The following is a 23,685-nucleotide window of genomic DNA, read 5'->3' as shown; positions in this document are numbered from 1 at the left end:
GGTAACGTCCGGACGCTCCCGGCGGTACGGGAAGTCCCCCTTCCCGTACCGCCATACGGGAAGGGAGACTTCCCCCGCCGGGTCGGTGATTCGCCCGTCCGTGCTCCGCCGGCGCGGGACCTACGCGGGCTGGTGGCGCGCCAGTCCGACGAACTGCTCCAGTACCCGGGCCACCCCGTCCTCGTCGTTCGAGGCGGTGTGGAACCGCGCCGCCTGCCTGACCTCCGGATCGGCGTTGGCCATGGCGTACGAGCGGCCCACCGCCCTGAGCATGGGCAGGTCGTTGGGCATGTCGCCGAACGCGGCGATGTCCTCCGGGCGGAGGCCCAGTTGCGCACTCCACGCGGTCAGCGCGCTGGCCTTGGTGATGCCCGGCGCGCTGAACTCCACCAGCGACAGCCCCGTGGAGTGCGTGGTCTCGGCCCCGGCGCCCGCGCTGAGCCGCGCCTGTTCGTGGAAGTCGCGCAGCGGCAGCGTCGGATGATGGGCGAGGATCTTGAAGACGGGCAGGGCGGACGCCCGCGCGAGCAACTCCTCGGCGCTGCCGATCGGTTCGACCGCCGACTCACCGTACGACCAGGCGGGGTACGCCGGTTCGTGCCCGAATACCGTCTCGTACTCGAAGGCGAAGGACACACCCGGCACCGCCGCCCGTACGCGCGTCACGAGCGGGGCCACCGAGGCGATGGGGAACGGTGACAGGCGTACGGGTGTGCCGTCGGGCGCGTACACGGCGGCGCCGTTGGCGGTGACGGCGAAGTGCTGTCCGATGTCGCGGTGCAGGGAGGGGAGGCTGCGCGGGGGACGGCCGGTGACGAGGGCGAGGCGGATGCCCACCGCCTCGGCCGCCGCCAGCGCGTCCGCCGTCCGCCGGGAGAGGGTCCCGTCGCTGCGCAGCAGTGTCCCGTCCAGGTCGGTGGCCACGAGCTTCGGCGGTGTGGCGGGGGAGGAGGCCGGGGCGGGCGTCGTCGTCATCGTGAACCGGCACCTTCCGGGCCGGACCGAGGGGCCGGCCGGGCTGTGGGGGACCGGTGGAACCGGGAGGCGGCCACCGGACGAACGTACGGGAGGGGGCCGGAACCAGGTCGGTTCCAGCCCCCTCTGGCCCCCGCGGCGTACCGCGGGAGCCTGCCGTCGTCAGGCGGCGACGGGCGCGCCGGCCTCGCCGTGGATCCGGCCGATGACCTCGGTGAGCTGAGCGACGACCTCGGTGTCGTCGGCGGGGTGCGTCTCGGCGAAGCGGACCACGGAACTGGGGATGGAGAGCTTGATGTCCTCCAGCACCTTGGCGCCCGCGATGCCCGCGGCCTTACGGGCCTCGTCCTGGGCCCAGACGCCGCCGAACTGGCCGAAGGCGGTGCCGACCACGGCGACGGGCTTGTCGGTGAGGGCGCCGGCGCCGTACGGGCGGGACAGCCAGTCGATGGCGTTCTTCAGGACGGCCGGGATGGTGCCGTTGTACTCGGGCGAGAAGAGCAGCAGGGCGTCGGCGGCGGCCGCGGCCTCGCGCAGCCGGGCGGCGGCGGCCGGGACGTTGCCCTCGACGTCGATGTCCTCGTTGTAGAAGGGGATCTCGGCCAGGCCTTCGTACAGGTCGATCTCCGCGCCCTCGGGGGCGACCTTGACGGCTGTCTCGGCGAGCTGGCGGTTGTGGGAGCCGGCGCGGAGGCTGCCGACGAGCGCGAGGATGCGAACAGACATGGGGAACTCCAAGGGGGGTGCTGAAACATTGCCGTAACGAAGCGGACCGGGGTCCGTTTAAGTTTGTACCAGCTAAACGGACCGCGGTCCAGTTTCATTCCCGGGGCGATAGGCTGGGTCCATGTCCGCCTCCCTGCCGCCCTTCCCGCAGTCCCAGGAGCCGACCAACGAGCCCGTCCTGCTGGAGCTGACCTCCAACGAGGGCGAGCCCTGCCTGCGTGCCGACGCGGCGCGCAACCGCGCCCGGCTGCTGGAAGCGGCCGCGCGCCTGGTCGCCGAGTACGGCGCGGCCGGGGTCACGATGGAGGCGGTGGCCGTGGCGGCCTCGGTGGGCAAGGGGACCGTCTTCCGCCGCTTCGGTGACCGCACCGGACTGCTGATGGCGCTGCTCGACCACTCCGCGCAGCAGCTCCAGGCCGCCTTCCTCAGCGGGCCGCCGCCGCTGGGCCCCGGGGCGCCGCCCGTCGAGCGGCTACGGGCGTTCGGCCGGGCCGTCCTGCGTCACTCGGCCGACCACCTGGAGCTCCAGCTGGCGGCCCAGCCGGAGCCGGCCCGTCGGCTCTCCAACCCGCCCCAGCGGTTTCTCACGGGTCATGTCACCCTGCTGCTGCGCCAGGCGCTGCCCGACGCCGACTGCGTCCTCCTCGCCCAGAGCCTGATGGGCTATCTCGACCCGGCCCTGATCCACCACCTGACCAAGGAGTGCGGGATGCCGCTGGAGCGGCTGGAATCCGGCTGGATCGACCTGGTCGCACGCGTGACGCGTACCGAACTGCCCGTGTGAGCGCCCCGGTTGCGGTCCGCGTGGGTTCCCCCGGCCCCGAGGCCGTTCCCGGCTTCTGCAAAGATGCCGTACGTCATGGAGCAGATACCAAAGACATCCGCCCCTGCGTCGCCCGCCCAGTACTCCGTGCCGACGAGTGCCGATGTGGCCCGCCTGGCGGGGGTCTCGCGCGCGACCGTCTCCTATGTCCTCAACAACACCAGCGCCGTACGGATCAGTGAGCCCACCCGCCGTCGTGTCCACGAGGCGGCCAAGGAGCTCGGGTACGTCCCGCACGCCGCGGCCCGCAGTCTGCGCGCCGGGCACAGCCGCATGGTCCTGATGCCCACCCCGGACGTCCCCGTGGGCCCGCTCTACAACCAGTTCTTCAACGAACTCCAGTGGGCGCTCAGCCGCCTCGACTACACCGTCGTGCAGTACGGCGGTGCCGGCCTCCAGGGTGACGAGGCGGCCCGCGCCTGGGCCGAACTGCGCCCGGTCGCCGTGCTGGTGCCCGGCAGCTCACTCGGCCCGGAGGGCGTGGCCGTCCTCAAGCGTTCCGGCGCCCGGGCCGTCGTCACCATCGGCCCCGAACGGGTCGAGGGCGCGCACGCGCTGCTCATGGACCACCACGGGGTCGGCCGGAGCGCGGGCGCCCACCTGCTGGCCCGCGGCTACCGCCGCGTCGGAGTCGTGGTGCCCGAGGATCCCGGCCTGGGGATCTACTCCAAGCCCCGGTTCGAAGGCGTACGGCAGGCCCTGAGCGGCTCGGACGCGACGGTGACCGAGGTATCGCTCACCTACGACGAGGAGGCGGCGTCCCAACTGGCCGCGCGCTGGCGCTCGTTGGGCCTCGATGCGGTATTCGCGTACAACGACGAGTACGCGATGCTGCTGATGCGCGCCCTTCAGGATGAGGGAATCGGCATTCCGGGCGACACTGCTGTCATTGGTGCCGACGACCTGATGCTGGGTCGGCTGCTGCGGCCGCGGCTGAGCACCGTCCACATCGAGCTGCCGTCCGGACGGCAGCTGGCCGAGCTGGTCGACCGCGCGGTGCGCGAGCCCGCCGCGCCGCCGGAGGAGCACGGGGTGCTGGGAGCGAAGGTCGTGCACCGCGAATCGAGCTGAACACCTGGGAGGCGCGTCATGCGGACCAAGGTCGGCATCATCGGCGGGGGCCCGGCCGGGCTCCTGCTGGCCCGGCTGCTGCACCGGACGGGGATCGACTGCGTCGTCCTGGAGAGCAGGACCCGCGCGTACGTCGAGCAGCGGCAGCGCGCCGGGATGCTGGAGCAGGGCACGGTGGACGCCCTGCGCGAGTGCGGTGCCGCCGACCGGCTGGAGACCGAGGGGCTGATCCACAACGGTATCGAGCTGCGCTTCGACCGCGAGCGGCACCGCATCGACTTCCCGGTGCTCACCGGCGGCCGTACCGTCACGATCTACGCCCAGACGGAGATCGTGAAAGACCTCGTGGAGCTGCAACTCGCCGACGGGCCGCCGCTGTTGTTCGAGGCCGAGGTCCTCGGCATCGAGAACGCCGTCGAGGAGCCGGGCGGCGGTCCACCCCTCGTGCGCTTCGTTCACGAGGGCCGCGAACAGACCCTCACCTGCGACTACGTGGTCGGCTGCGACGGTTTCCACGGCGTCGCCCGCGACACCTTCCCGGCCGTCGTCAGCCGCACCTACGCGCACGACTACCCCTACTCCTGGCTCGGCATCCTGGCCGATGTCGCGCCCTCCTGCGAGGAGTTGGTCTACGCGCGCGGACCGGGAGGCTTCGCGCTGCACAGCATGCGCTCGACGTCGGTGTCGCGGCTCTATCTACAGGTCCCGAACGGCACCGACGCCGACGACTGGCCCGACGAACGCATCTGGGACGAACTCGACGCCCGCTTCGCGATCGACGGCGACTGGCGGCTGGAGCGCGGCCCCATCACCGCCAAGTCGGTGACACCGATGCGCAGTTACGTCCACGAGCCGATGCGCCACGGGCGGCTCTTCCTCGCCGGGGACGCCGCGCACATCGTGCCGCCGACGGGCGCCAAGGGGCTGAACCTCGCCGTGTCCGACGTCCGCGTCCTGGCCCGCGGCTTCGCCGAGCTCCACCGCTCGGGATCGGCCCAACTCCTCGACGCTTACTCGGAGTTGAGCCTCGAACGAGTCTGGCAGGCCACCCGTTTCTCGTACGACATGACTAGGATGTTGCACGCTCAACCAGATGGGGATGCGTTCGAGGACCGGCTGCAATTCGCGCGTCTGCGCCGGATCACGGCATCCCGCCCCGCGGCCGCCGAGCTGGCCGCGAACTACACGGGACTTCCGCTCGCGGCCACCGCCCGAGCCATGGGTCCCACCGGCGATCACTGACCGATCGGAGCCGTCATGCCCCTGCTCGACCCGGAGAACTGGCAGTCCCGAAGCCTGTCGGGCGGTGAGTACGCCGTCACGGAACCCGCGACCGGCGACCCGCTCGGCACCGTCACGCTCGCCTCCGGCGAGGACGTCGCGCCGGCGGCCGCTGCCGCCCGCGCCGCCCAGGCCGGGTGGGCCCGCGCCCCGCACTTCGTCCGCGCCGCCGTCCTGCGCAAGGCCGGCGACCTGTTCACCGCGCACGCCGACGAGCTGCGCGACTGGCTCGTGCGCGAGTCCGGGTCCATCCCCGGCAAGGCCGACTTCGAACTGCACGTCGCGGCCCAGGAGTGCTACGAGGCGGCCGCGCTCGCGTCGCGTCCGGCAGGCCAGGTCCTGCCGTCCGAGGCCGCCCGGCTGTCGTACACCCGGCGCATCCCGGTCGGCGTCGTGGGAGTGATCGCCCCCTTCAACGCCCCGCTGATCCTCTCGATCCGCTCGGTGGCCCCGGCGCTCGCGCTCGGCAACGGCGTCGTCCTGAAACCGGACCCGCGCACCGCCGTCTGCGGCGGCCTCGCGCTCGCCGCGGTCTTCGCCGAGGCGGGCCTTCCGGAGGGGCTGCTGCACGTGCTGCCCGGAGGTCCGGAAGCCGGGCAGGCGCTGGTCGCCGATCCGCAGGTGCCGGTGATCTCGTTCACCGGGTCGACCGCCGCCGGACGCGCGGTCGGCGAGGCCGCGGGACGCCATCTCAAGCGCGTACACCTGGAGTTGGGCGGCAACTCCGCCCTGGTCGTGCTGGCGGACGCCGACCTCGACGCGGTGATCTCCACGGCGGCCTGGGGCTCGTTCTTCCACCAGGGCCAGATCTGCATGACCACCGGCCGCCACCTGGTGCACGCCTCGCTGTACGAGGAGTACGTCGAGCGGCTCGCCGCGAAGGCCGACTCGCTGGCCGTCGGCGACCCGCACCGGGAGCAGGTGCACCTCGGGCCGATCATCGACGACGCCCAGCTCGCCAAGATCCACGGCCTGGTGGAGTCCAGCACCGCACAGGGCGCGAAACTGGCCGCGGGCGGCACCCACGACCGGCTGTTCTACCGTCCGACGGTCCTCGCCGGAGTCGACGACGCGACCCCCGCGTACGCCGAGGAGGTCTTCGGCCCGGTCGCGCCGGTCCGCTCCTTCACCACCGTCGACGAGGCCGCCGCCCTCGCCTCCGACGGGCCGTACGGCCTCTCGCTGGGCATCGTCACCCGGGACACCGCACGAGGCCTCGACCTCGCCGAACGCGTCCCCACCGGGATCGTCCACATCAACGACCAGACCGTCAACGACGAGGCCGTCGCGCCCTTCGGCGGCATCGCCGCCTCCGGCACCGGCGCCCGGTTCGGCGGCGAGGCCAATCTGGAGGCCTTCACCGACCTGCGGTGGACGACGGTACGCGGGGATGTGGCGGGCTACCCCTTCTAGGTCCGGCCGTCAAATTCCCGTCGCTCGCCCGAAAAGCGGGCCGGGCGTCGCCCGGCGGACGGGAATTTGACGACAGGGCCCAGGGGCGCCGACGGACTACTGGGCCTGCTGGGCGGTGTGTTCAAACGCGCTTACGCGCTGAGCTCGTCGAACATATTCCGTTGACTGAGTGACCGCCGAGGCAAGAGACTGTCGCACTGGTCGAGATCAACGGCATACGTGGGACGGTGTGCGGTGGCTGGCTCGGACATGGCCCGTGACCTGCAAGTCAAGGAGACCGCGTCTGATCCGCCGCTGTGGACAGCGGACTTCCGGCTGTTCTTCGCCGCCCGGACCACCTCTCTGCTGGGCGACGCGATGCTCCCTGTCGCGATCACGGCCGCCGTGATCCGGGCGGGATACGGGGCGAGTGGGGTGGGCTATGCGCTCGCCGCGCTCGTAGCGCCGTTCGCAGCACTGATCATCTTTGGCGGGGTGCTGTCCGACCGCTTCGGCGCCCGCCGGCTGATGGTCGTCTCGGACACAGCTCGGCTGTGCTCTCAGGCGGTGCTCGCGCTGCTGTTCCTGCTGGGTACGCCGCAGCTGTGGCAGATCCTGGTGCTGCTGGCCCTGATCGGGGCGGGCAGCGCAATCTTCCAGCCGGGAGTCGCCAGCATCACCCCGCGCATGGCCCAGGACGTACAGAAGGCCAACGGCACCCTCCGCATCTCAGAGTCCGTCACCGTCGTGATCGGCCCGTCGCTGGCCGGCCTGCTGCTGGCGGTCTCCTCACCGGCAACGGTGGTCGCCCTCGACGCCTTGACCTATGGGGTCAGCGGCGCCTGCCTACTCCTGATCCGCTCGGTCCCGATGGGCCCGGCCGCGCGGGACGGCGAATCGTCGTTCCGGGCCGATCTCGTCGAGGGATGGCGGGAGTTCCGGGCCAGGACCTGGCTGTGGAGCGTCATCGTCGTCTTCATGCTCTGGCAGCTGGCCGGCGCCGGCCCCACCATGACCCTCGGCAACAGCACGCTCGTCACCGACTACGGAGCATCGACGTTCGGCTTGGTCATGTCGTCCCTCGGGGCGGGAAGTGTGCTGGGCGGGATCGCCGCGATCAGGCTCCGCCCTCGGTATCCGCTCCGGGCCGGCGCCCTCTCCATGATCCTTTGGGCGCTCATGCCGCTGGGGGTCGCTCTCGGCCTTCCCGCGCCGCTCATCGCCGGGTGCTACGGGGTGAGCGGCGTGGGCATGGCGTTCTGGATCGTCATGTTCCACACAAGCGTGCAGACGCACATCCCGCAGGACGTCCTCGGCAGGGTGCACGCGTACGACGCGGCCGGCTCGCTGGTGATGAAGCCGGTCGGGCAGGCGGTGGCGGGACCGCTCGCGGTCGTCGCGGGGACGGTGCCGCTGCTGTACGTGTCCGCGTCGATGGCGCTCGTCGCCTGCGCCCTGCTGCTGGCAATCCCGGCCGTACGCGGCCTGAAGCGCGTTGAGGCCTAGCCGCCCGTACCCCTCTCATGAGCTGGGCGGAGCAAGGCAGGATCCCCGCCGAAATCAGGTGGGCCCGGATGGGATCCAGGACCTGCCTTCAATAGATCCTGTCCGGTGGATCACGGTGGGGTGACGCGTCGCCCACGAACTGTCGGATGCCGGGTGGGAGTTCATCCGTCCGCTGTTGCCTGAGTCCACGCGGGACCGGAAACGGATGGATGATCGCCGCGTGCTCAGCGGGATCGTGCGGACGCTGCGCACCGGCTCCGCCTGGCGGGACGTGCCCGACCGGTATGGCCCGTGGGCCACGCTGCACACCCGCTTTCGGCAGCCACCGCGGGCGCCCGCCCGCCTTCGGCAAGCGCCGCTAGCGGCATCTCAATGTCGTCGAACGCTGCTTCAACCGCTTGAAGCAATGGCGCGGCATCGCAATCCGCTACGAGAAGACCATCGAGTCCTGCCACGCGGCCATCACCCTCGCATCACTGCTGATGTGGGCGTGATATTTGACGACAGGACCTGGAGCGCCGGGAGATCACTGGGCCTTCTGTTCCTGCTCCGCGATCGACTTGCGGACCTCGTCCATGTCCAGCTTCCGGGCCTGTCCGATGACGTCCACCAGGGCGGCCTCGGGCAGCGCTCCGGGCTGGGCGAAGACGGCCACCTGGTCACGGACGATCATCAGCGTCGGAATCGACTGGATGTTGAAGGCCGCGGCCAGCTCCGGCTGCGCCTCCGTGTCCACCTTGCCGAAGACCAGGTCGGGGTTGGCCTCCGCCGCCTTCTCGTAGACCGGGGCGAACTGGCGGCACGGGCCGCACCAAGAGGCCCAGAAGTCGATCAGGACGAACCCGTTGTCCGTGACCGTCTGGTCGAAGTTGTCCTTGGTGAGCTCCACAGTGCTGCTCATGGCGTTGAATCCCTCTTCCTGGGGTCGGGGCCTTGCCGCTGTGCACAACGGCACCGATCAGTGACGTATTCCGCGCACGTACCCGTGTGGCCACGGCCCACACCAACCACCAGACTGACCCCATGACGGAATCGGAATCCATCGCGTACGACGTCGTGGTGATCGGGGCCGGGCCTGTGGGGGAGAACGTCGCCGAACGCACCCGCGCCGCAGGCCTCTCCACCGCGATCGTGGAGAGCGAGCTGGTCGGCGGCGAGTGCTCGTACTGGGCGTGCATGCCCAGCAAGGCCCTGCTGCGCCCGGTCATCGCCCGCGCGGACGCACGCCGCGTGCCGGGTCTCAGGCAGTCCGTGCAGGGCCCCCTCGACGCCGACGCGGTCCTCGCCCATCGCGACGACTACACCTCGCACTGGAAGGACGACGGCCAGGTCCAGTGGGTCGACGGCATAGGTGCCGACCTCTACCGAGGACAGGGGCGGCTCGCCGGGCCACGCCGGGTCACGGTCGACGGCCCCGACGGTGAGCGGCACGTCCTGACCGCCCGGCACGCCGTGGCCGTCAGCACCGGCACCCGCGCCGTCGTGCCCGACCTGCCCGGAATCGCCGAGGTCAAGCCCTGGACCAGTCGCGACGCCACCAGCGCGCAGGCCGTGCCGGGCCGCCTCGTGGTCGTCGGCGGCGGGGTCGTCGGCGTCGAGATGGCCACCGCCTGGCAGGCCCTCGGCTCCCAGGTCACGCTCCTCGTCCGCGGGAAGGGCCTGCTGCCCCGTATGGAGCCCTTCGCCGGCGAACTGGTCGCCGAGGCGCTGACGGAGGCGGGCGCGGACGTGCGTACGGGCACGGCGGTCGAAGCGGTGACCCGGGACGGCACGACGATCGTCGTCACCACCTCCGCGGGCGACCGCATCGAGGCCGACGAGATCCTCTTCGCCACCGGCCGCGCCCCGCACACCGACGACCTCGGACTCGACACGATCGGGCTGGAGCCAGGCTCCTGGCTGACGGTCGACGACAGCTGCCGGGTGACGGGCAGCGAATGGCTGTACGCCGTCGGGGACGTCAACCACCGCGCCCTCCTCACCCACCAGGGGAAGTACCAGGCCCGTATCGCCGGCGCCGCCATCGCGGCCCGCGCGGCCGGCGTGCCGCTCCTGGAGACCGACGCCTGGGGCGCCCACGCGGCGACGGCCGACCACGTGGCCGTCCCCCAGGTCGTCTTCACCGACCCGGAGGCCTCCGCCGTCGGCCTCTCCCTCGCCGAGGCGGAACAGACCGGCCACCGGGTCCGCGCGGTCGACGTCGAGCTCTCCTCGGTCGCCGGCGCCGGTCTCTACGCCGACGGCTACCGCGGTCGCGCCCGCATGATCGTCGACCTCGACACCGAAACCCTCCGCGGGGTCACCTTCGTCGGCCCCGGCGTCGGCGAACTGATCCACTCCGCCACGATCGCGGTCGCCGGCGAGGTCCCGGTGAGCCGGCTGTGGCATGCGGTGCCGTCGTATCCGACGGTGAGCGAGGTGTGGCTGCGGCTGCTGGAGGCGTACCGGGACGCTCCGCTGGAGGTGCGGTCGTAGTCTGCGGGTTCGTTGTGGCTGGTCGCGCCCACGCGGCGGAGCCGCATATCGACGCAGCCCCGCGCCCCTTGAAGGGGCCTCGCGGCCCTTCAAGGGGCGCGAGGCCTCAGCTCTCCTCGGGGAGGTCGAAGCCGAGGTCCGCTGCCGCCTGGCTCGGTGTCGGGTGGCACCATCGTTCCGCCATCGCCTGGTTCGAGGAGAGCGAGCGCAGTTCGGCGCGGTCCAGGTAGAGGGTGCCGTTCAGGTGGTCGGTCTCGTGCTGGACGATGCGGGCCGGCCAGCCCGCGAACACCTCGTCCACCGTGCGGCCGAACTCGTCCTGCGCCAGGAGCCGCACCTCGGCGGGCCGCGCCACCACCGCCTGCCATCCCGGCACGCTCAGGCAGCCCTCGAAGAACGCGGCGCGGGCCGGACCCAGGGGCTCGTACGCCGGGTTGACCAGGACGCGGAAGGGCAGGGGCACGCGGCCGCGTACCTCGCGGATCTCGTCCGGTACCGGTGCCGGGTCCTCGATGACCGCGAGGCGCAAGGGCACGCCCACCTGGGGTGCGGCCAGCCCGACGCCCGGTGCCGCGTACATGGTGTCGCGGAGGGCCGCGACGAAACGCGCCAGGAGCGTCGGGTCCAGCTGGCCGTCGAAGGGCTCGGCCGTGCGGCGCAGCACCGGGTCACCGGCGGCGACGATCGGCAACGGGCCCGGACGGGAGAGGAGTTCCTCCACCTGGTCGCCGAGGGACGAGGGCATGGGATCACTGGGGGAAGCCATCGCGCCAGGATGCCAAGCACGATGCCGGGGTGCGAGGCGGCTCTCTGGAGGAGAGTCAAGGCGTCGCGCCTCCCTGGGTTCCGGACCCCTCCCTCGATTCCTACCCCGCCGCCTCCAGCAACGCCGTCACGCTCTCCCGGGCGCGCGCGACCCGCGACCGTACGGTCCCGACCGGGCAGCCCACCGCCGACGCGGCGTCCGCGTACGGCAGGCCCGCCAACTGGGTCAGCACGAACGCCTCGCGGCGCGGGGCGTCCAGGGTCTCCAGGAGGTCGAGGAGGGCCACGCCCTCGTCGAAGCCGGGCAGCCCGCGCGGCTGCGCGCGCTCCGCGGCCGTCTGCCAGTCGCCGGTGTCGGACAGGCGCGGCCGGGCCGCCGCCGTGCGGAAGCGGTCGGCCACCGTGCGGCGGGCGATCGCCAGCAGCCAACTGCGGGCGCTGGAGCGGGCGGAGAAGCCCGGCAGTGCGGTCAGCGCGCGCAGGAACGTTTCCTGAGTGAGGTCGTCGGCGCCGTGCACATCGCCGCTGAGGTGGGCCACGAAACGCCATACGTCCCGGTGGGTGGCCCGTACGAACCGCTCGACCGCGTCGGGGTCGCCGGCTCCGGCGGCCAGGGCCCAGCGGGTGACCCGTTCGTCGTCGTGTGCCTGAAGCAGGGCAGAAACCATCGCAGGTGGTCCTTCGGTGAAGGGAAGCGCGGAGTGAGGAGAGCGCGGCGTACGGCACACGTGACGTGACCCTGGAGGGGTGCGCGTGAGGCACACGCGCGTGGACCCCGTGTGGGGCTACGGCAGCCGCACGCGCGCGTGGGCCTACGGCAACGGCACGCGCGCGTGACTTCGTACGACCACGTCTGGGCGCGGTACGAGAAGGACCGGAACCCGGTGGACCCGGTCTACGGCCTAGGAGCGGGACCGGGGTCGGTCGCCGAGCACGCGAGCCGTACGCCGACGGCACACACGTACGCCGCGGACCCGCCCGTCACCGTTGGCGGGACGGACGGTCAGCGGACGGCCGGTGCGGCCGGCGGCCCTCTCCGCGCGACGGCGTACTCCAGCAGAACCCCGCGCAGCCGACGCACCGGGGCGAACACCCGGGTCCGTACGGGCACGACCGGCCGCATCGCGGCCGACACCCGCAACGCCCGCCGCAGCGGCTCGAAGAGCGCGGTGCCGAGCAGCCGGCCGGTCCGGTACGCGATCGCCCGCGCCGTGCGGAACGCGGCCTCCTCGCCGCGCCACAGCCACACACCGCAGGCGAGCGCGGCGAGCAAGTGGGCCGTGAACATGCCGACGTCACCACCCATGAGCAGGGTGTCCGCCGGATCGGGGCCCATCGGGTGCGAATGTCCCATGTCCATGGACGCCATGGGCGTGGGGGCGTCCGACGCGTGTGCGCTCTGGGCAAGTCCGAACAACTGGTGCAGCCCGAGCTGCGCCACGACCGTGGCCCCGGTCACCAGCGCGACGCCTCGCTCCCGCCCGGTCAGCCACCACGCGGCCGCCGTCGTCGCCGCGAACGCGTACCCGACGGCCCACCACGGCAGCCCCGCCCCGGACATGAGCGCGTGCCCCAGGGCCGCCGTCACCACGCACACGGCCGCGAACACGGCGGCACGCGCGAGGCGGAAGGCGATCCCGGAGGTCATGGCGAGCATCGTGCCAGTCCAGGACCGCCCGGATGACCGGAGCCCCGATATGCGCCTCGCGATGTGACCCACACCACGCGAACCTCCGGGAACTCGATGCCCCCGCCCACCGACTACTGCACCGCAACGGCCGAGCACGGCCCGTCGTCCCCTGCCCCACCGGAGAAGCCCGCCGATGACCACCGCTCCCACGACCGAGACGGACGAGTCCCCGCAAGCCGTCGCCCCTTCCCCGAAACGCGGCCTCTGGTCGCCGCTGCGTCCCCTGGTGCTGCGGCTGCACTTCTACGCCGGAGTGCTCGTCGCCCCGTTCCTGCTGGTCGCCGCCACGACCGGATTCCTGTACGCGGCGTCGTTCCAGGCCGAGAAGATCCTGTACTCGCACGAGATGACCGTCCCCGTCGGCGACGAGAAACTGCCGATATCCGAACAGGTCGCCGCCGCCCGCAAGGCCCACCCGGAGGGCACGGTCTCGGCCGTACGCCCCTCTCCGGAGGACGACGCGACCACCAGGGTGATGCTGTCCGGCGTCCCGGGCATCGGCGAGACCCACACCCTCGCGGTGTTCGTCGACCCCTACACCGCCAAGGTGCGCGGCGCGCTCGAACAGTACGGATCCACCGGCGCCCTGCCGCTGCGCACCTGGATCGACGAGTTCCACGCCAACCTCCAGCTCGGCCAGAACGGCCGCCTCTACAGCGAGCTTGCCGCCAGCTGGCTGTGGGTGATCGCGGGCGGCGGTCTGGTGCTCTGGTTCAGCCGCCGCCGTACGCAGCGCACGATACGCGGCACCACCGGCCGCCGACGCACGCTCGGTCTGCACGGCACCGTCGGTGTCTGGGCCGCCGTCGGGTTCTTCTTCCTCGCGGCGACGGGCCTGACCTGGTCGACGTACGCCGGCGCGCACATCGACGAACTGCGCACCTCGCTCCACCAGGCCACACCCGCGGTGTCGGTGGCCGCGGGCGGCGAACACTCAGGCCACGATTCCGCCGCCGCGGAGGGAGACGTCGAGCACGGCGTCGGCCTCGACAAGGTGCTGGCGTCCGCGCGGGCGGAGGGCCTGGGCGACCCGGTGGAGATCGTCCCGCCCGCCGACGCCGAGTCCGGGTACGTGGTGAGGCAGGTCCAGCGCAGCTGGCCCACCAAGCAGGACGCGGTCGCCGTGGACCCGTCGACCGGCGAGGTGACCGACACGGTCCGCTTCGCCGACTACCCGGTCCTGGCGAAGCTGACCCGCTGGGGCATCGACGCCCACACCGGAGTCCTGTTCGGCATCGCCAACCAGCTCGTCCTGATGGCCCTGGCCCTCAGCCTGATCCTGCTGATCCTGTGGGGCTACCGCATGTGGTGGCAACGAGGCCGCGCCTCAGCCTTCGGCCGCCCCGTCCCACGCGGCGCCTGGCAACAGGTCCCCCCATACGTCCTCGTCCCCGCGATGGCCCTCATCGCCGCCCTCGGCTACTTCGTCCCGCTCCTGGGCATCCCACTGGCTGCCTTCATCGCCGTCGACATCGTGCTGGGCGAGATCGCGTACCGGCGCGGCAAACGGACGTACGCGACCGAGAAGTGACGGGCCCATTTTCGAAGACCGCGCAATGACGTGATCGCGTAGGGATGTTCGCGAAGAACTCTTCCGGAAGAGTTCTTCGCGTTCTACGCTGCGTCCCATGGCGGACGACGACATCACCCTCGACACGGCCGCGTTGCGGGTACTGGCGCACCCCATGCGGCTCGCTCTGCTGAACCGCCTGCGCCGGCAAGGTCCCGCCACCGTGCGGCAGTTGGCCACACATTTCGCACTGGACTCCGGTGCGGCCAGCTACCACCTGAGGCGTCTGGCGGCGGGCGGACTCATAGAGGAGGACACGGAACGGGGGACGCGGCGGGACCGATGGTGGCGTGCGCGGCACCGGATCTCGACGCACGACCCGTCCACGTCCCCGGACGCCGCCGAAAGCCGCGCGTACGTCCAGGCTGTGGCCCTGGCCGACAGCGAGACGTTGCGCAGGGTGGCCGGTGAGGTCGTACCGGTCCTGCCCGACGAGTGGTTCGGGGCCAGTGCGTTCATGAGCCGGACGCTGCATCTGACACCCGGTGAACTCGACGCGATGAAGCGGGAGTTGGCGGGGGTGATCGAGCGATTCCGGGTACGGGAGCCCGCGGAGGAGGCGGAGACAGAGGCAGAGGGAGCTGAGGTCGAGGGTGCCGAGAGGGTGGTCCTGCAGCTACAGATGTTCCCGTTGCTCGCCGAAGACACGTGACCGTGAGGCCCGCCTTCCGCGATCCCAACGTCCTGCGCTGGCTGGGCGCCTACACCACGTCGGTCACCGGCGACGTCGCCTACTTCATGGCGCTGTCCTGGGCCACTGTCCGGGTCGCGGGTCCCGCACAGGTCGGTGCCGTCCTTGCAGTCGGAGCGTTGCCCCGTGCCGTCCTCATGCTCGGCGGTGGCGTTCTCGCCGACCGCTTCGGCCCGCGTCGCGTCCTGATCGGCAGCGACCTCGTACGGTGCGGGATGCTGCTCGGTGCCGCCGCCCTGACCTGGGCAGGCGGCCCTCAACTCTGGCTGCTGTACGCCCTGTCCGTGCTCTTCGGTGTGGTCGACGCGGTGTTCATACCGGCTGTGGGCGCTCTGCCGCCGAGGCTCACGGACCAAGGACAGCTGGCCCGGGTACAGGGCATGCGGGTGTTGGCGGTGCGGTTCAGCAACGCGGTGGGGCCGCTGGTCGGGGCCTTCGCCCTGGCCGTCGTGGGGGCGGCGGGTGCTTTCGCCGTGGTGGGGGTGCTGTTCGGGGTGTCGTTGGGGTTGTTGTCGGCGGTGCGCATGAGACCGGTCGTCGCGGCGCCGGTCGCCACGGCGAGGGCGGACGGAGAGGTCGAGTTGGGGCCGGACCGGACAGACCCTCCGGACCAGGGGGAGCCTCCGGACCAGGCCAGCCCTCCGGACCAGGCCAGCCCTCCGGACCAGGCCAGCCCTCCGGACCAGGCCAGCCCTCCGGGCTGGGCCGATCATCTGGACCCGGCCAACCCTCCCGGCCTGCTCGTCGAGCCCCCGCCACATCGGCGCAAGGCCGTCGAAGCCATTTCGCGTCGGCCCCTGTCGGCAGACCTGCGCGACGGCCTCCGCTATCTGCGCGGCCACCGGCGGTTGCGCGGGCTCGTCCTGGCCGTTGCCCTCGGTGAGATGTGCTTCAGTGGCCCGCTCGCGGCCGGACTCGTTCTTCTCGCCGATGAACGGAAGTGGGACGCGGCCGTACTCGGCTGGATTCTCGCCGCGTTCAGCGTCGGCGGAGCGGTGAGCGCCCTGGCGATGGCCGCCGCCCGCCGGGTGCCCCGTGCCGCGCCCGTCCTGGCGGGCTCGCTCTTCGTGACCGCCGGTCTGGTCACGGTGCTCGGCCGAGCGGCGACGCCCGGAGCAGCCGTCGTGTTCGGAGGGCTGCTCGGCGTGGTCAGCGGGGTCGCGATGGTTCTGGGAAACGCTCTGGTGCAGAAAGAAGCCGAGCCCCGGTATCTCGGGCGCGTCACCTCCGTGACGTCCCTCGGCACCTTGGGGCTCAGCCCGGTTCTCTTTCCTCTCGCGGGCCTGGTCGCCGCAGCCTGGGGGACCGGCGCTTTCTTCACCGGGTGCGGCGCGGTCTGTGTCCTCGCGGCCGCGACCGCGCTGAGCCGGCCGCTGCGTGGCGCGCGCCTCTAGGCGCCTCCACTCCTCCCAGCACTACAAAGACTCGAAGTCCCCCGAGAGAGCCGACGCGAGCCGCATATGAGGCTCGGCCTCCTCGTGGCGGCCCTGGCGCTGGAGCGTGCGTCCCAGCATCAGGCGGGCGTAGTGCTCCACTGGGTCCTTCTCGACCAGCGTCCTCAACTGGGTTTCCGCGCGGTGCAGTTGGGCCGAGTGGTAGTACGCGCGGGCCAGCAGCAGTCGCGGGCCCACCTGCTCCGGCACCTCCTCGACCAGGCCGTCGAGGATGCGCGCCGAGGCGGCGTACTCCTTGGCGTCGAAGAACATCCGGGCGCGCTCCCACCGCTCCGCGGACGTCCCGTGGTCGTAATACGTCGTGTCCACTTCCGACCTCCTTCGACGGGCAGAACGGCGCCGTTTCGTTGAATATTCCACGACCTTCGCGGGTGCCCGGCGGTGGCTGCCGGTGGCCGCTATATCCGGGCCAGTTCGGCGTTCGCCCGCTCGGTGACGAGGGTCAGTACGCGGCCTGCCGTCGCCAGGTCCCCGGCGGGAATGTCCGCGTAGATCCGGGCGGAGATCTTGTTGGTCTCGGAGGTGACCCGCTCGTACAGCTCCCGGCCGACGGGTGTGAGCCGCAGTCCGGAAGCGTCCGACGGGACTTCTTCGACCAGCTTCGCTGCCACCAGTTCGTCGATGGTGGTCTGCACCGCCGACTCCTCGATCTTCAGCGAGCCGGTCACGTCGGCCGCCACCCTGTCGCGCTCGATGGGGGTGTCCGCGATCGCGACGACCCTGAGGGTCACCGACTGGTAGAACGTGTTGCCCGTACGCGCCAGAACGCGCTCCAGGACGGCGCGTCCCGCGTAGTGGGCCAGGGCGATGACGCGGCCGTTGACGGTGGGTGTGATGGGTGTGGCGGTGGTCATGACTGCTCCGTCTCGTTCTCGGTCGGCGGATCAAGTGGTACGTCCAGCAGGGTCGCCAGCTCGCGGCTGAAGGCCTTCGTGCGTGGGCCGTCGAGGCCTCCGAGCGGCGTCAGCAGCTGTTCCAGCAGCCCGTGCGCGATCCCGATCGCGCGGCGGGTGACCTCGCGGCCCTGATCGGTGAGCGTCAGCTGCACCGCGCGGGGGTCGGCGGGGTCCCGGGTGCGCTCGACGAGGCCGGCGGCCTCCAGGGCGCGGGCGAGCTTCGACACGTACAGCGGTTCGAGTCCTGTGTGGTCGGCGAGTTGCCGCTGGCTGGGGCGGAGCCCGGTCCGGTGCATTCCGTACAGAGACGCCACCAGCGAGTACTGCGCGTGGGTGAGGCCGAGCGGCGCCACCGCCCGGTCCACGGCGGCCCGCCATTTCATCGACAGGCGCCACACCAGGAAGCCGGGCGTCGCGCCCTCGGGGTTCGTGCTCACGAGAGATACAGTACATGGCTATTATGTACATGGCTTGTATCGGTGGAGCGGGCGCCGTGCCCGCCGGCCGGCGGGTGGATGGCCTGACGGAAAGTCCTTCGCGGGACTAGGTTGTGGGCCATGAGCAATCTTGATCGCGAGGCAGTTCCCGCTCTGTGCGGCGGCCGGGGTTTCGTGGTGGCGGAGCCGGTGCGCGAACTCCTCAGTCCCCGCCGGGTCAAGCTCGGCGAGTCCACCGAAGTCCGCCGTCTGCTGCCCAACCTGGGCAGGCGCATGGTGGGCGCCTGGTGCTTCGTCGATCACTACGGTCCCGACGACATCGCCGACGAGCCCGGCATGCAGGTTCCGCCGCATCCGCACATGGGCCTGCAGACCGTCAGCTGGCTCCATGCGGGCGAGGTGCTGCACCGCGACTCCACCGGCAGCCTCCAGACCATCCGCCCGCGTGAGCTGGGCCTGATGACGTCCGGCCGGGCCATCAGCCACTCGGAGGAGAGCCCCAAGTCACACGCCCGCTTCCTGCACGGCGCCCAGTTGTGGGTGGCGCTGCCCGACGGAAGCCGCCACACCGACCCGCTGTTCGAACACCACGCCGAACTGCCCGTCGTCACCGCGCCCGGCATCGAGGCCACGCTCATCCTCGGCAGCGTCGACGGGGCCGCCTCGCCCGGGACGACGTACACCCCGATCGTCGGCGCCGACCTGGCCCTGGCCCAGGGCGCCGACGTACGTCTTCCGCTGGAGCCCGACTTCGAGTACGCCGTGCTGTCCATGTCCGGCGAGGCTCACGTGGACGGCGTACCGCTGCTGCCCGGCTCCATGCTCTACCTCGGCTGCGGCCGCTCCGAACTCCCCCTGCGCGCCGAGTCGGACGCGGGCCTCATGCTCCTCGGGGGCGAGCCGTTCGAGGAGGAGCTGATCATGTGGTGGAACTTCATCGGCCGCTCCCAGGAGGATATCGCGCAGGCCCGTTCGGACTGGATGACCGGGGTGCGGTTCGGCGAGGTGAAGGGGTATGACGGGGCAGCGCTGCCGGCTCCTGAACTGCCGCCGGTACCACTCAAACCGCGGGGAAGGGTGCGCTGAACAGCGGAAATCCGGGGGAACCGTCGCGGGGTTGCGCGGCAACGGCGACTTGCCTGCCCGCCCCTTCACGCTGGTCGGGGGCCCCGCACCATGGCCTCTGTCGGTCTCTCTGGAGCCGTCCAGGATTTCCGAGTGTGGTCGTCTGTGGGCAACCATAGTCAGCCTAATGCTGACCCAATGCTGACTTTACTGACGGCCTGTCAGTGGTAGATCGGTCTACGTTCCGGTTGTTCCACGGCTTGCGAGGCGTCTCCTGACTCGGCGGCGTCGCGACCTATGCTGAGTCGGGTCCCGGGCAAGCTCCTCGGGGAGCGGACGAGCAGCCCCACTGCGGTGTGGCGTTTGTATGAACCGAGCAAGGTCGGTTGGTTGGGCGGCTGAGGATCTGCAGCTGCCGGACCGGCATTTCAGACTCGCCTGGAGGCATGCACGAACAGATTCTTCGTCTGCTGGTGGTACGCGGTTGGCAGCTCGTTGACCTGCGAAGACTCCCTCAACTGGGGTCAGGATCGCTTCCTGGTCCGGGAATGGCCCGGATCTTGTTTCGTCCGGCACGAATCCGCAGTCGTTCCCGTTCTTTGGTGAAGGTGCGAGCGAGCGGGTGTGGGTGGAGACGTTCACCGGACTTCAAGTGACGCAGTTTGCGCGCCTGTTGAAGGTGGTGCGGGAGCGGGGAGGCAACGGCACCTTGCGGGGGCGGCCGTGGTCGCTGCCGCTGGCCGAGCGGGTGCTGGTGGTCGCGGTGTACTACCGCACCAATCTGACGATGCGGCAGCTGGGCCCGCTGTTCGGCGTCTCCTCCTCCACCGTGTGCCGGGTCATCCAACGGCTGGGGCCGCTGCTCGCGATCGAGCCCGCCTCCCGCCCGGCCGATGCCCCGGAACGCATGTGGATCGTGGACGGCACGCTGATCCCGCTCCGCGACCGGACGGTGGCCGCATCCAGCCGCAATTACCGGTTCTCGGCGAACGTGCAGGTCATCGTGGACGCGGACACGCGGCTGGTGCTCGCGGCAGCGCGTCCGGTGCCGGGCACCACGGCGGACGCTCACGCCTGGCGCGCGTCCGGGCTGAGCCGACACTGTGAGGGCGTGACGGTGCTCGGCGACGGCGCCTACCTCAACTGCGGCATGGCAGTGCCGCACCGAAAACGCCCGGGACGGGGTCTACTTCCGGGCGAGGAGGACGACAATGCCGCCCACCGCAAGGTCCGCGCCCGCGTGGAACATGTCATCGGCCGCCTGAAGAACTACAAGATCCTCCGCGACTGCCGGCAGCGCGGCGACGGCCTCCATCACGCCGTCCAGGCCGTCGCCCACATGCACAACGTCGCCGAGCGTGCTTGCCGCGCGTCTGTAGTCGCGAAGGATCTTGTAGGTCTTCATGCGGGCCAGGGCATGTTCGACACGGGCACGTATGGTGCGGTGTTGAACGTTGCATTGTTCCTTCCACTCTGGCAGGGAGCTACCGTCACTGGGCTTGCGGTAGGGGATGATCACTTCGGCATTGCCCCGATAGCCGCCGTCGGCCATCACTGTGCAACCTGCGAGCGCGTCGTGGATGCCACTACTCCGGTAGACGATCGTGTCGTTGCGGTTGCCAGGCTGAGGGGCACCCAGGGCGACGACAAGGCGGGTGTTGGCGTCAATGGCGACCTGCAGGTTCACGGAATACCGGTAGTTCTTGCTCGGCGTAGCGAGTCGACGGTCCCGGGTAGGGATTAAGGTGCCGTCGACGATGGCAATCTGGTCCGTTCGGCGGCTTCGAATCGAGATCAAGGTGAGCAGCGGGCTGATGCTGTCGATGACGCGGTGCGCGGCAGAGTGCGACACTCCGAACAACGAGCTGGCGCACGGTCAGGTTGGTGCGCCAGTAGGCAACCACCAGTAGCACGCGATCTGACAGGTTCAATGCCCACTGGCGACCTGGCCGGCCATCGGCGACGGCGTTGCTGCCTCGGGCCGCGACTAGGGCGTTTCTGATGGCTCTTGGTCGGACATCATCCGGCCGGTTGGCGCCGCGCGAGGTGACTCGTGAGGCGCCGACGGTCTCGTCAGGCTCGCCTGCAACCGTCCAGGGACGGTTTCAAGAGCCGTCAGAAACGACCTAGGCGCACCAGCCAGCGGAACTGGACGGGCTGCAGCCCGGTGAACGGATGAATCCACTGCGAACGGGATGCCGAGATCACCTGCACCTCACCATCGTTGGCGATCGTCACCCGAGCCAGGGTGCAGGGTGGCACCGCGCCGCCTAGTCTTCATGGTCATGCTCGACGAACGCTTTCTCGCCGCGACCAGAGCCTCCTATGACGTCATGGCCGCGGAGTACGCCGAAAAGGTGGGCTCTGACCTGGACGCCAAGCCACTCGACCGTGCCTTGCTGGCCGCCTTCGCTGAACTGGCACAGGCAGGCAGAAACGGTCCCGTTGCCGATGTGGGTTGTGGACCCGGTCAGGTGACAGCGGAACTCCACCGCTTGGGACTGAACGCGTTCGGTATCGATCTGTCGCCCGAGATGATCGCCGTGGCCCGCCGCACCTACCCGGACGTCCGCTTCGAGGTGGGATCGATGCTGGCCCTGGGTCTACCGCAGGCTTCCCTCGGCGGGTTGCTCGCTTACTACTCGATCATCCACATCCCATGGGAGCGACGATCGGACGTGTTCTTCGAGTTCCACCGGGTGCTCGCACCCGGTGGGCAGTTGATGCTCGTCTTCCAGGTTGGTGACGACCAGGGTCACCGCGCCGAGGCATTTGGCAAAGCCATCTGCGTCGACTGGTACCGGCAGCAACCAGACGAGATCGCCGAACTGCTGCGACACGCTGGGTTCGAAGTCTGGGCCACGATCACGCGCCAGCCTGACCTCGCCGAGAAGACACCGCAGGGTTACGTCTTGGCACGCAAGCCCGTGGCCGAGTCCTGAGCCTTGCGACACCGTAGTCACGACGGCGTCCGCTCCACGAGCACGGTAGTCACTTGTGTTACGAGACATCATTTAGCCTCGCAGTTTCGGTTGGGCTGAGGCCGGACGTGGGGCGGAAACGCGAAAGTGCCTTCTGAGCTGGGACGATGAACCTTGTCGAGGGGTTCTGTCGGTCCAAGCGGAAGGCACTTTCTACGTGCAGGTTATCGGTTCCCGTCCCAGGCTCACGGTCTCCGCTGACGGTTCGGGGGTGATCGGGCACGCCGGGGCACGTTTGCTGGCGGATCTCGCCGAGGCCACCGGTCTGACCACCGCGTACTCCACTGCGCTCAGGCCGCTGCGACCGCGCGGCACCGGGCATGATCCGGGCCGGACCGCCGCCGATCTCGCGGTGATGCTCGCCGACGGCGGTGAGGCGATCGCGGATCTGGCCGTGCTGCGGGACCAGGCAGGGGTGTTCGGCCCGGTCGCCTCCACGCCCACGGCCTGGCGGTTGCTCGCCGACACCAACGAGGCTGTACTCGCTTCGCTGCGAGCGGCCCGCGCCACAGCCCGGGAAGTCGCCTGGCTGCAGGCCGCCGAGACCGGCGAGGGCATACCCGCTGCCCGGGCCGGCGGACGAGAACTCCCCGGCCTGGTCCTGGACCTCGACGCCACGCTGATCACCTGCCACTCGGAAAAGGAACAGGCCGCGCCCACCTACAAGGGCGGCTTCGGCTTCCATCCGCTGCTGTGCTTCCTCGCGAACACCGGCGAGGCCGTGTCCGGCCGACTGCGGCCCGGCAACTCCGGGGCCGACACTGCCGCCGATCACATCGCGGTGTTGGAGGACGCCCTCGCGCAGATCCCCGACGCTCACCGGCATGGCACCCAGATCCTGGTCCGCGCCGACAGCGCCGGATCCGCGAAAGCCTTCCTGGCCCACATCCGGACGTTGCGTGAACACGGTCTGGACCTGCGGTTCTCGGTCGGATACGCGGTCACCGAGCCGGTCCGCCGCGCGATCCGGACCCTCCCTGAGCAGGTCTGGCATCCGGCCCTGGACCAGAACGGGACACTGCGAGACGGCGCCGAGGTCGCCGAGCTGACCGGCATGGTCGACCTTGCCGGCTACCCGGCCGGCACCCGCATCATCGTGCGGTGCGAACGACCGCACCCCGGCGCCCAACTGTCCCTGTTCGATCATGACGAGGGCTTGCGGCACCAGGTATTCCTTACCGATACCCCTTACGCCGGCGTCGGCTCTGCGCAGTTCCTGGACGTCCGCCACCGAGGACACGCCACTGTCGAAGACCACATCCGGTGCGGCAAGAGCACCGGCTTCGGACGCTTCCCCTCCCGCCACTTCGACGTCAACGCAACCTGGCTCGAACTCAGTCTCGCGGCGATAGATCTCCTCTCCTGGGCCCGCTTCCTTCTGCTGGACGGCGAACTCGCCGCTGCCGAACCCAAGAAACTCCGCTACCGGCTGCTGCACGTGGCCGCTCGCCTCACACGCGGCGGACGCCGCCTCCGCCTGCGGATCTCGGCGACCTGGCCCTGGAGACACGAACTGGCCACGGCCTTCCACCGCCTCGCCGCGCTGCCCCGACCAGCTGGCTGACCAGCCGTCCCCTGCTCACCCACGATCCGAAGGACCCCGGAGAACCCGACCAGCGCGCCGGGACTCCGCCATGCCCAGGCAACGAAATAGCCTCGACCACCCAACAGTTGATGATCAGCGACGCCGCCTCAGCCCAACCGAAACGGCGAGGCTAGTTTTTCCCGTGCTGGAATGGTGGTGGGAGACCTGAGCCCTCGTCACCGGTCATCACCCCTGTTCATCCCTACCGCGCTGGGATCGTGCTGGGATGGGATGGCAACGCCCGTGCTGGGTCGCGCACCGTCCAGTGCGTGGCAGCAGAGAGTGCGCGGGCGAGCGCCCCT

21 protein-coding genes and 4 pseudogenes are annotated in these 23,685 nt (G+C 70.6%); 14 read left to right on the top strand and 11 right to left on the bottom strand.

Annotated elements, in window-relative coordinates; all coding sequences use genetic code 11:
- Positions 1-120: 120 nt before the first annotated feature.
- Both OHA11_RS02865 and OHA11_RS02860 read right to left on the bottom strand, forming a co-directional pair.
- On the bottom strand, positions 121-975 hold the full coding sequence (locus OHA11_RS02865) for an HAD family hydrolase (RefSeq protein WP_266491619.1): 855 nt from the start codon (positions 973-975) through the stop codon (positions 121-123).
- Between the two features lie 162 nt (positions 976-1,137).
- On the bottom strand, positions 1,138-1,701 hold the full coding sequence (locus tag OHA11_RS02860) for an NAD(P)H-dependent oxidoreductase (RefSeq protein ID WP_266491617.1): 564 nt from the start codon (positions 1,699-1,701) through the stop codon (positions 1,138-1,140).
- Between the two features lie 121 nt (positions 1,702-1,822).
- On the opposite strand from OHA11_RS02860, the gene OHA11_RS02855 reads away from it, so the two are divergent.
- The 6 genes and pseudogenes from OHA11_RS02855 to OHA11_RS48465 form a co-directional block, all read left to right on the top strand.
- Positions 1,823-2,485 carry a TetR/AcrR family transcriptional regulator gene (locus tag OHA11_RS02855; protein WP_266491615.1) on the top strand — a complete coding sequence of 221 codons (663 nt, stop codon included), beginning with the start codon at positions 1,823-1,825 and terminating at the stop codon, positions 2,483-2,485.
- 75 nt (positions 2,486-2,560) lie between these two features.
- A complete protein-coding gene (locus OHA11_RS02850) occupies positions 2,561-3,595 on the top strand; it encodes a LacI family DNA-binding transcriptional regulator (protein WP_266491614.1) in 1,035 nt (344 codons plus the stop codon).
- A gap of 18 nt (positions 3,596-3,613) precedes the next feature.
- A complete protein-coding gene (locus OHA11_RS02845) occupies positions 3,614-4,837 on the top strand; it encodes a 4-hydroxybenzoate 3-monooxygenase (protein WP_266491613.1) in 1,224 nt (407 codons plus the stop codon).
- A 15-nt stretch (positions 4,838-4,852) separates the two neighbouring features.
- Complete coding sequence (locus tag OHA11_RS02840; protein ID WP_266491611.1) at positions 4,853-6,289, top strand: benzaldehyde dehydrogenase; 1,437 nt, start codon at positions 4,853-4,855, stop codon at positions 6,287-6,289.
- Positions 6,290-6,538: 249 nt separating this feature from the next.
- The gene (locus OHA11_RS02835; protein ID WP_266491609.1) at positions 6,539-7,774 is read left to right on the top strand and encodes an MFS transporter; all 1,236 of its coding nucleotides are present in this window, start codon (positions 6,539-6,541) and stop codon (positions 7,772-7,774) included.
- A 139-nt stretch (positions 7,775-7,913) separates the two neighbouring features.
- Positions 7,914-8,084, top strand: a pseudogene (locus OHA11_RS48465) (transposase); the annotation flags it as partial.
- 216 nt (positions 8,085-8,300) lie between these two features.
- Here OHA11_RS48465 and trxA read toward each other — a convergent pair.
- Positions 8,301-8,675, bottom strand: coding sequence for a thioredoxin (gene trxA, locus OHA11_RS02830; protein ID WP_266491607.1), 375 nt, complete (start codon positions 8,673-8,675; stop codon positions 8,301-8,303).
- Between the two features lie 122 nt (positions 8,676-8,797).
- Here trxA and OHA11_RS02825 point away from each other — a divergent pair, with 122 nt between their 5' ends.
- Positions 8,798-10,249 carry an NAD(P)/FAD-dependent oxidoreductase gene (locus tag OHA11_RS02825; RefSeq protein ID WP_266491605.1) on the top strand — a complete coding sequence of 484 codons (1,452 nt, stop codon included), beginning with the start codon at positions 8,798-8,800 and terminating at the stop codon, positions 10,247-10,249.
- A gap of 106 nt (positions 10,250-10,355) precedes the next feature.
- Here the strand turns inward: OHA11_RS02825 and OHA11_RS02820 are convergent, their stop codons facing one another.
- The 3 genes from OHA11_RS02820 to OHA11_RS02810 form a co-directional block, all read right to left on the bottom strand.
- Positions 10,356-11,015, bottom strand: coding sequence for a peptide deformylase (locus OHA11_RS02820; protein ID WP_266491604.1), 660 nt, complete (start codon positions 11,013-11,015; stop codon positions 10,356-10,358).
- 100 nt (positions 11,016-11,115) lie between these two features.
- Positions 11,116-11,682, bottom strand: a complete 567-nt coding sequence (locus tag OHA11_RS02815; RefSeq protein ID WP_266491603.1) for a sigma-70 family RNA polymerase sigma factor — start codon at positions 11,680-11,682, stop codon at positions 11,116-11,118.
- 335 nt (positions 11,683-12,017) lie between these two features.
- Positions 12,018-12,662 (bottom strand): hypothetical protein, encoded by a 645-nt coding sequence (locus OHA11_RS02810; RefSeq protein WP_266491602.1) that lies wholly within the window; start codon positions 12,660-12,662, stop codon positions 12,018-12,020.
- Positions 12,663-12,837: 175 nt separating this feature from the next.
- Here OHA11_RS02810 and OHA11_RS02805 point away from each other — a divergent pair, with 175 nt between their 5' ends.
- The 3 genes from OHA11_RS02805 to OHA11_RS02795 all read left to right on the top strand — a co-directional run bounded on the left by OHA11_RS02805 (position 12,838) and on the right by OHA11_RS02795 (position 16,359).
- Positions 12,838-14,235: a PepSY domain-containing protein gene (locus OHA11_RS02805; protein ID WP_266491600.1), complete on the top strand. Its 1,398-nt coding sequence runs from the start codon at positions 12,838-12,840 to the stop codon at positions 14,233-14,235.
- A 97-nt stretch (positions 14,236-14,332) separates the two neighbouring features.
- The gene (locus OHA11_RS02800) at positions 14,333-14,926 is read left to right on the top strand and encodes a winged helix-turn-helix domain-containing protein (protein ID WP_266491598.1); all 594 of its coding nucleotides are present in this window, start codon (positions 14,333-14,335) and stop codon (positions 14,924-14,926) included.
- A 2-nt stretch (positions 14,927-14,928) separates the two neighbouring features.
- Positions 14,929-16,359 (top strand): MFS transporter, encoded by a 1,431-nt coding sequence (locus OHA11_RS02795; RefSeq protein WP_266491596.1) that lies wholly within the window; start codon positions 14,929-14,931, stop codon positions 16,357-16,359.
- Positions 16,360-16,380: 21 nt separating this feature from the next.
- Here the strand turns inward: OHA11_RS02795 and OHA11_RS02790 are convergent, their stop codons facing one another.
- From OHA11_RS02790 to OHA11_RS02780, 3 genes are all read right to left on the bottom strand, one after another.
- Positions 16,381-16,728, bottom strand: a complete 348-nt coding sequence (locus OHA11_RS02790; protein WP_266491594.1) for a M48 family metallopeptidase — start codon at positions 16,726-16,728, stop codon at positions 16,381-16,383.
- A gap of 89 nt (positions 16,729-16,817) precedes the next feature.
- Complete coding sequence (locus OHA11_RS02785) at positions 16,818-17,273, bottom strand: MarR family winged helix-turn-helix transcriptional regulator (RefSeq protein WP_266491592.1); 456 nt, start codon at positions 17,271-17,273, stop codon at positions 16,818-16,820.
- Positions 17,270-17,752 (bottom strand): MarR family winged helix-turn-helix transcriptional regulator, encoded by a 483-nt coding sequence (locus OHA11_RS02780; protein ID WP_266491590.1) that lies wholly within the window; start codon positions 17,750-17,752, stop codon positions 17,270-17,272. Before OHA11_RS02780 ends, OHA11_RS02785 begins: the two co-directional genes overlap by 4 nt.
- 120 nt (positions 17,753-17,872) lie before the next feature.
- Between OHA11_RS02780 and OHA11_RS02775 the strand changes: the two genes are divergently transcribed.
- Both OHA11_RS02775 and OHA11_RS02770 read left to right on the top strand, forming a co-directional pair.
- Complete coding sequence (locus tag OHA11_RS02775; protein ID WP_266491589.1) at positions 17,873-18,838, top strand: pirin family protein; 966 nt, start codon at positions 17,873-17,875, stop codon at positions 18,836-18,838.
- A gap of 601 nt (positions 18,839-19,439) precedes the next feature.
- Positions 19,440-20,171, top strand: a pseudogene (locus OHA11_RS02770) (transposase family protein); the annotation flags it as partial.
- Here the strand turns inward: OHA11_RS02770 and OHA11_RS02765 are convergent.
- A pseudogene (locus OHA11_RS02765) lies at positions 20,166-20,832 on the bottom strand (transposase family protein); the annotation flags it as partial. The pseudogenes OHA11_RS02770 and OHA11_RS02765 overlap by 6 nt on opposite strands.
- Positions 20,833-20,944: 112 nt before the next feature.
- Positions 20,945-21,031: pseudogene (locus OHA11_RS02760) on the bottom strand (IS5/IS1182 family transposase); the annotation flags it as partial.
- A 71-nt stretch (positions 21,032-21,102) separates the two neighbouring features.
- Here OHA11_RS02760 and OHA11_RS02755 point away from each other — a divergent pair.
- Together OHA11_RS02755 and OHA11_RS02750 are read left to right on the top strand one after the other, a co-directional pair.
- Entirely contained in the window at positions 21,103-21,759 is a 657-nt protein-coding gene (locus tag OHA11_RS02755) for a class I SAM-dependent methyltransferase (RefSeq protein ID WP_266491587.1), read from the top strand.
- A gap of 166 nt (positions 21,760-21,925) precedes the next feature.
- Complete coding sequence (locus OHA11_RS02750; RefSeq protein ID WP_266506897.1) at positions 21,926-23,362, top strand: IS1380 family transposase; 1,437 nt, start codon at positions 21,926-21,928, stop codon at positions 23,360-23,362.
- The last annotated feature ends 323 nt before the right edge of the window (positions 23,363-23,685 follow it).

The sequence above is a fragment of the Streptomyces sp. NBC_00878 genome (genome assembly GCF_026341515.1).
Taxonomy (GTDB): Bacteria; Actinomycetota; Actinomycetes; order Streptomycetales; family Streptomycetaceae; genus Streptomyces.
This window is presented reverse-complemented; position numbering and strand designations above follow the sequence as displayed.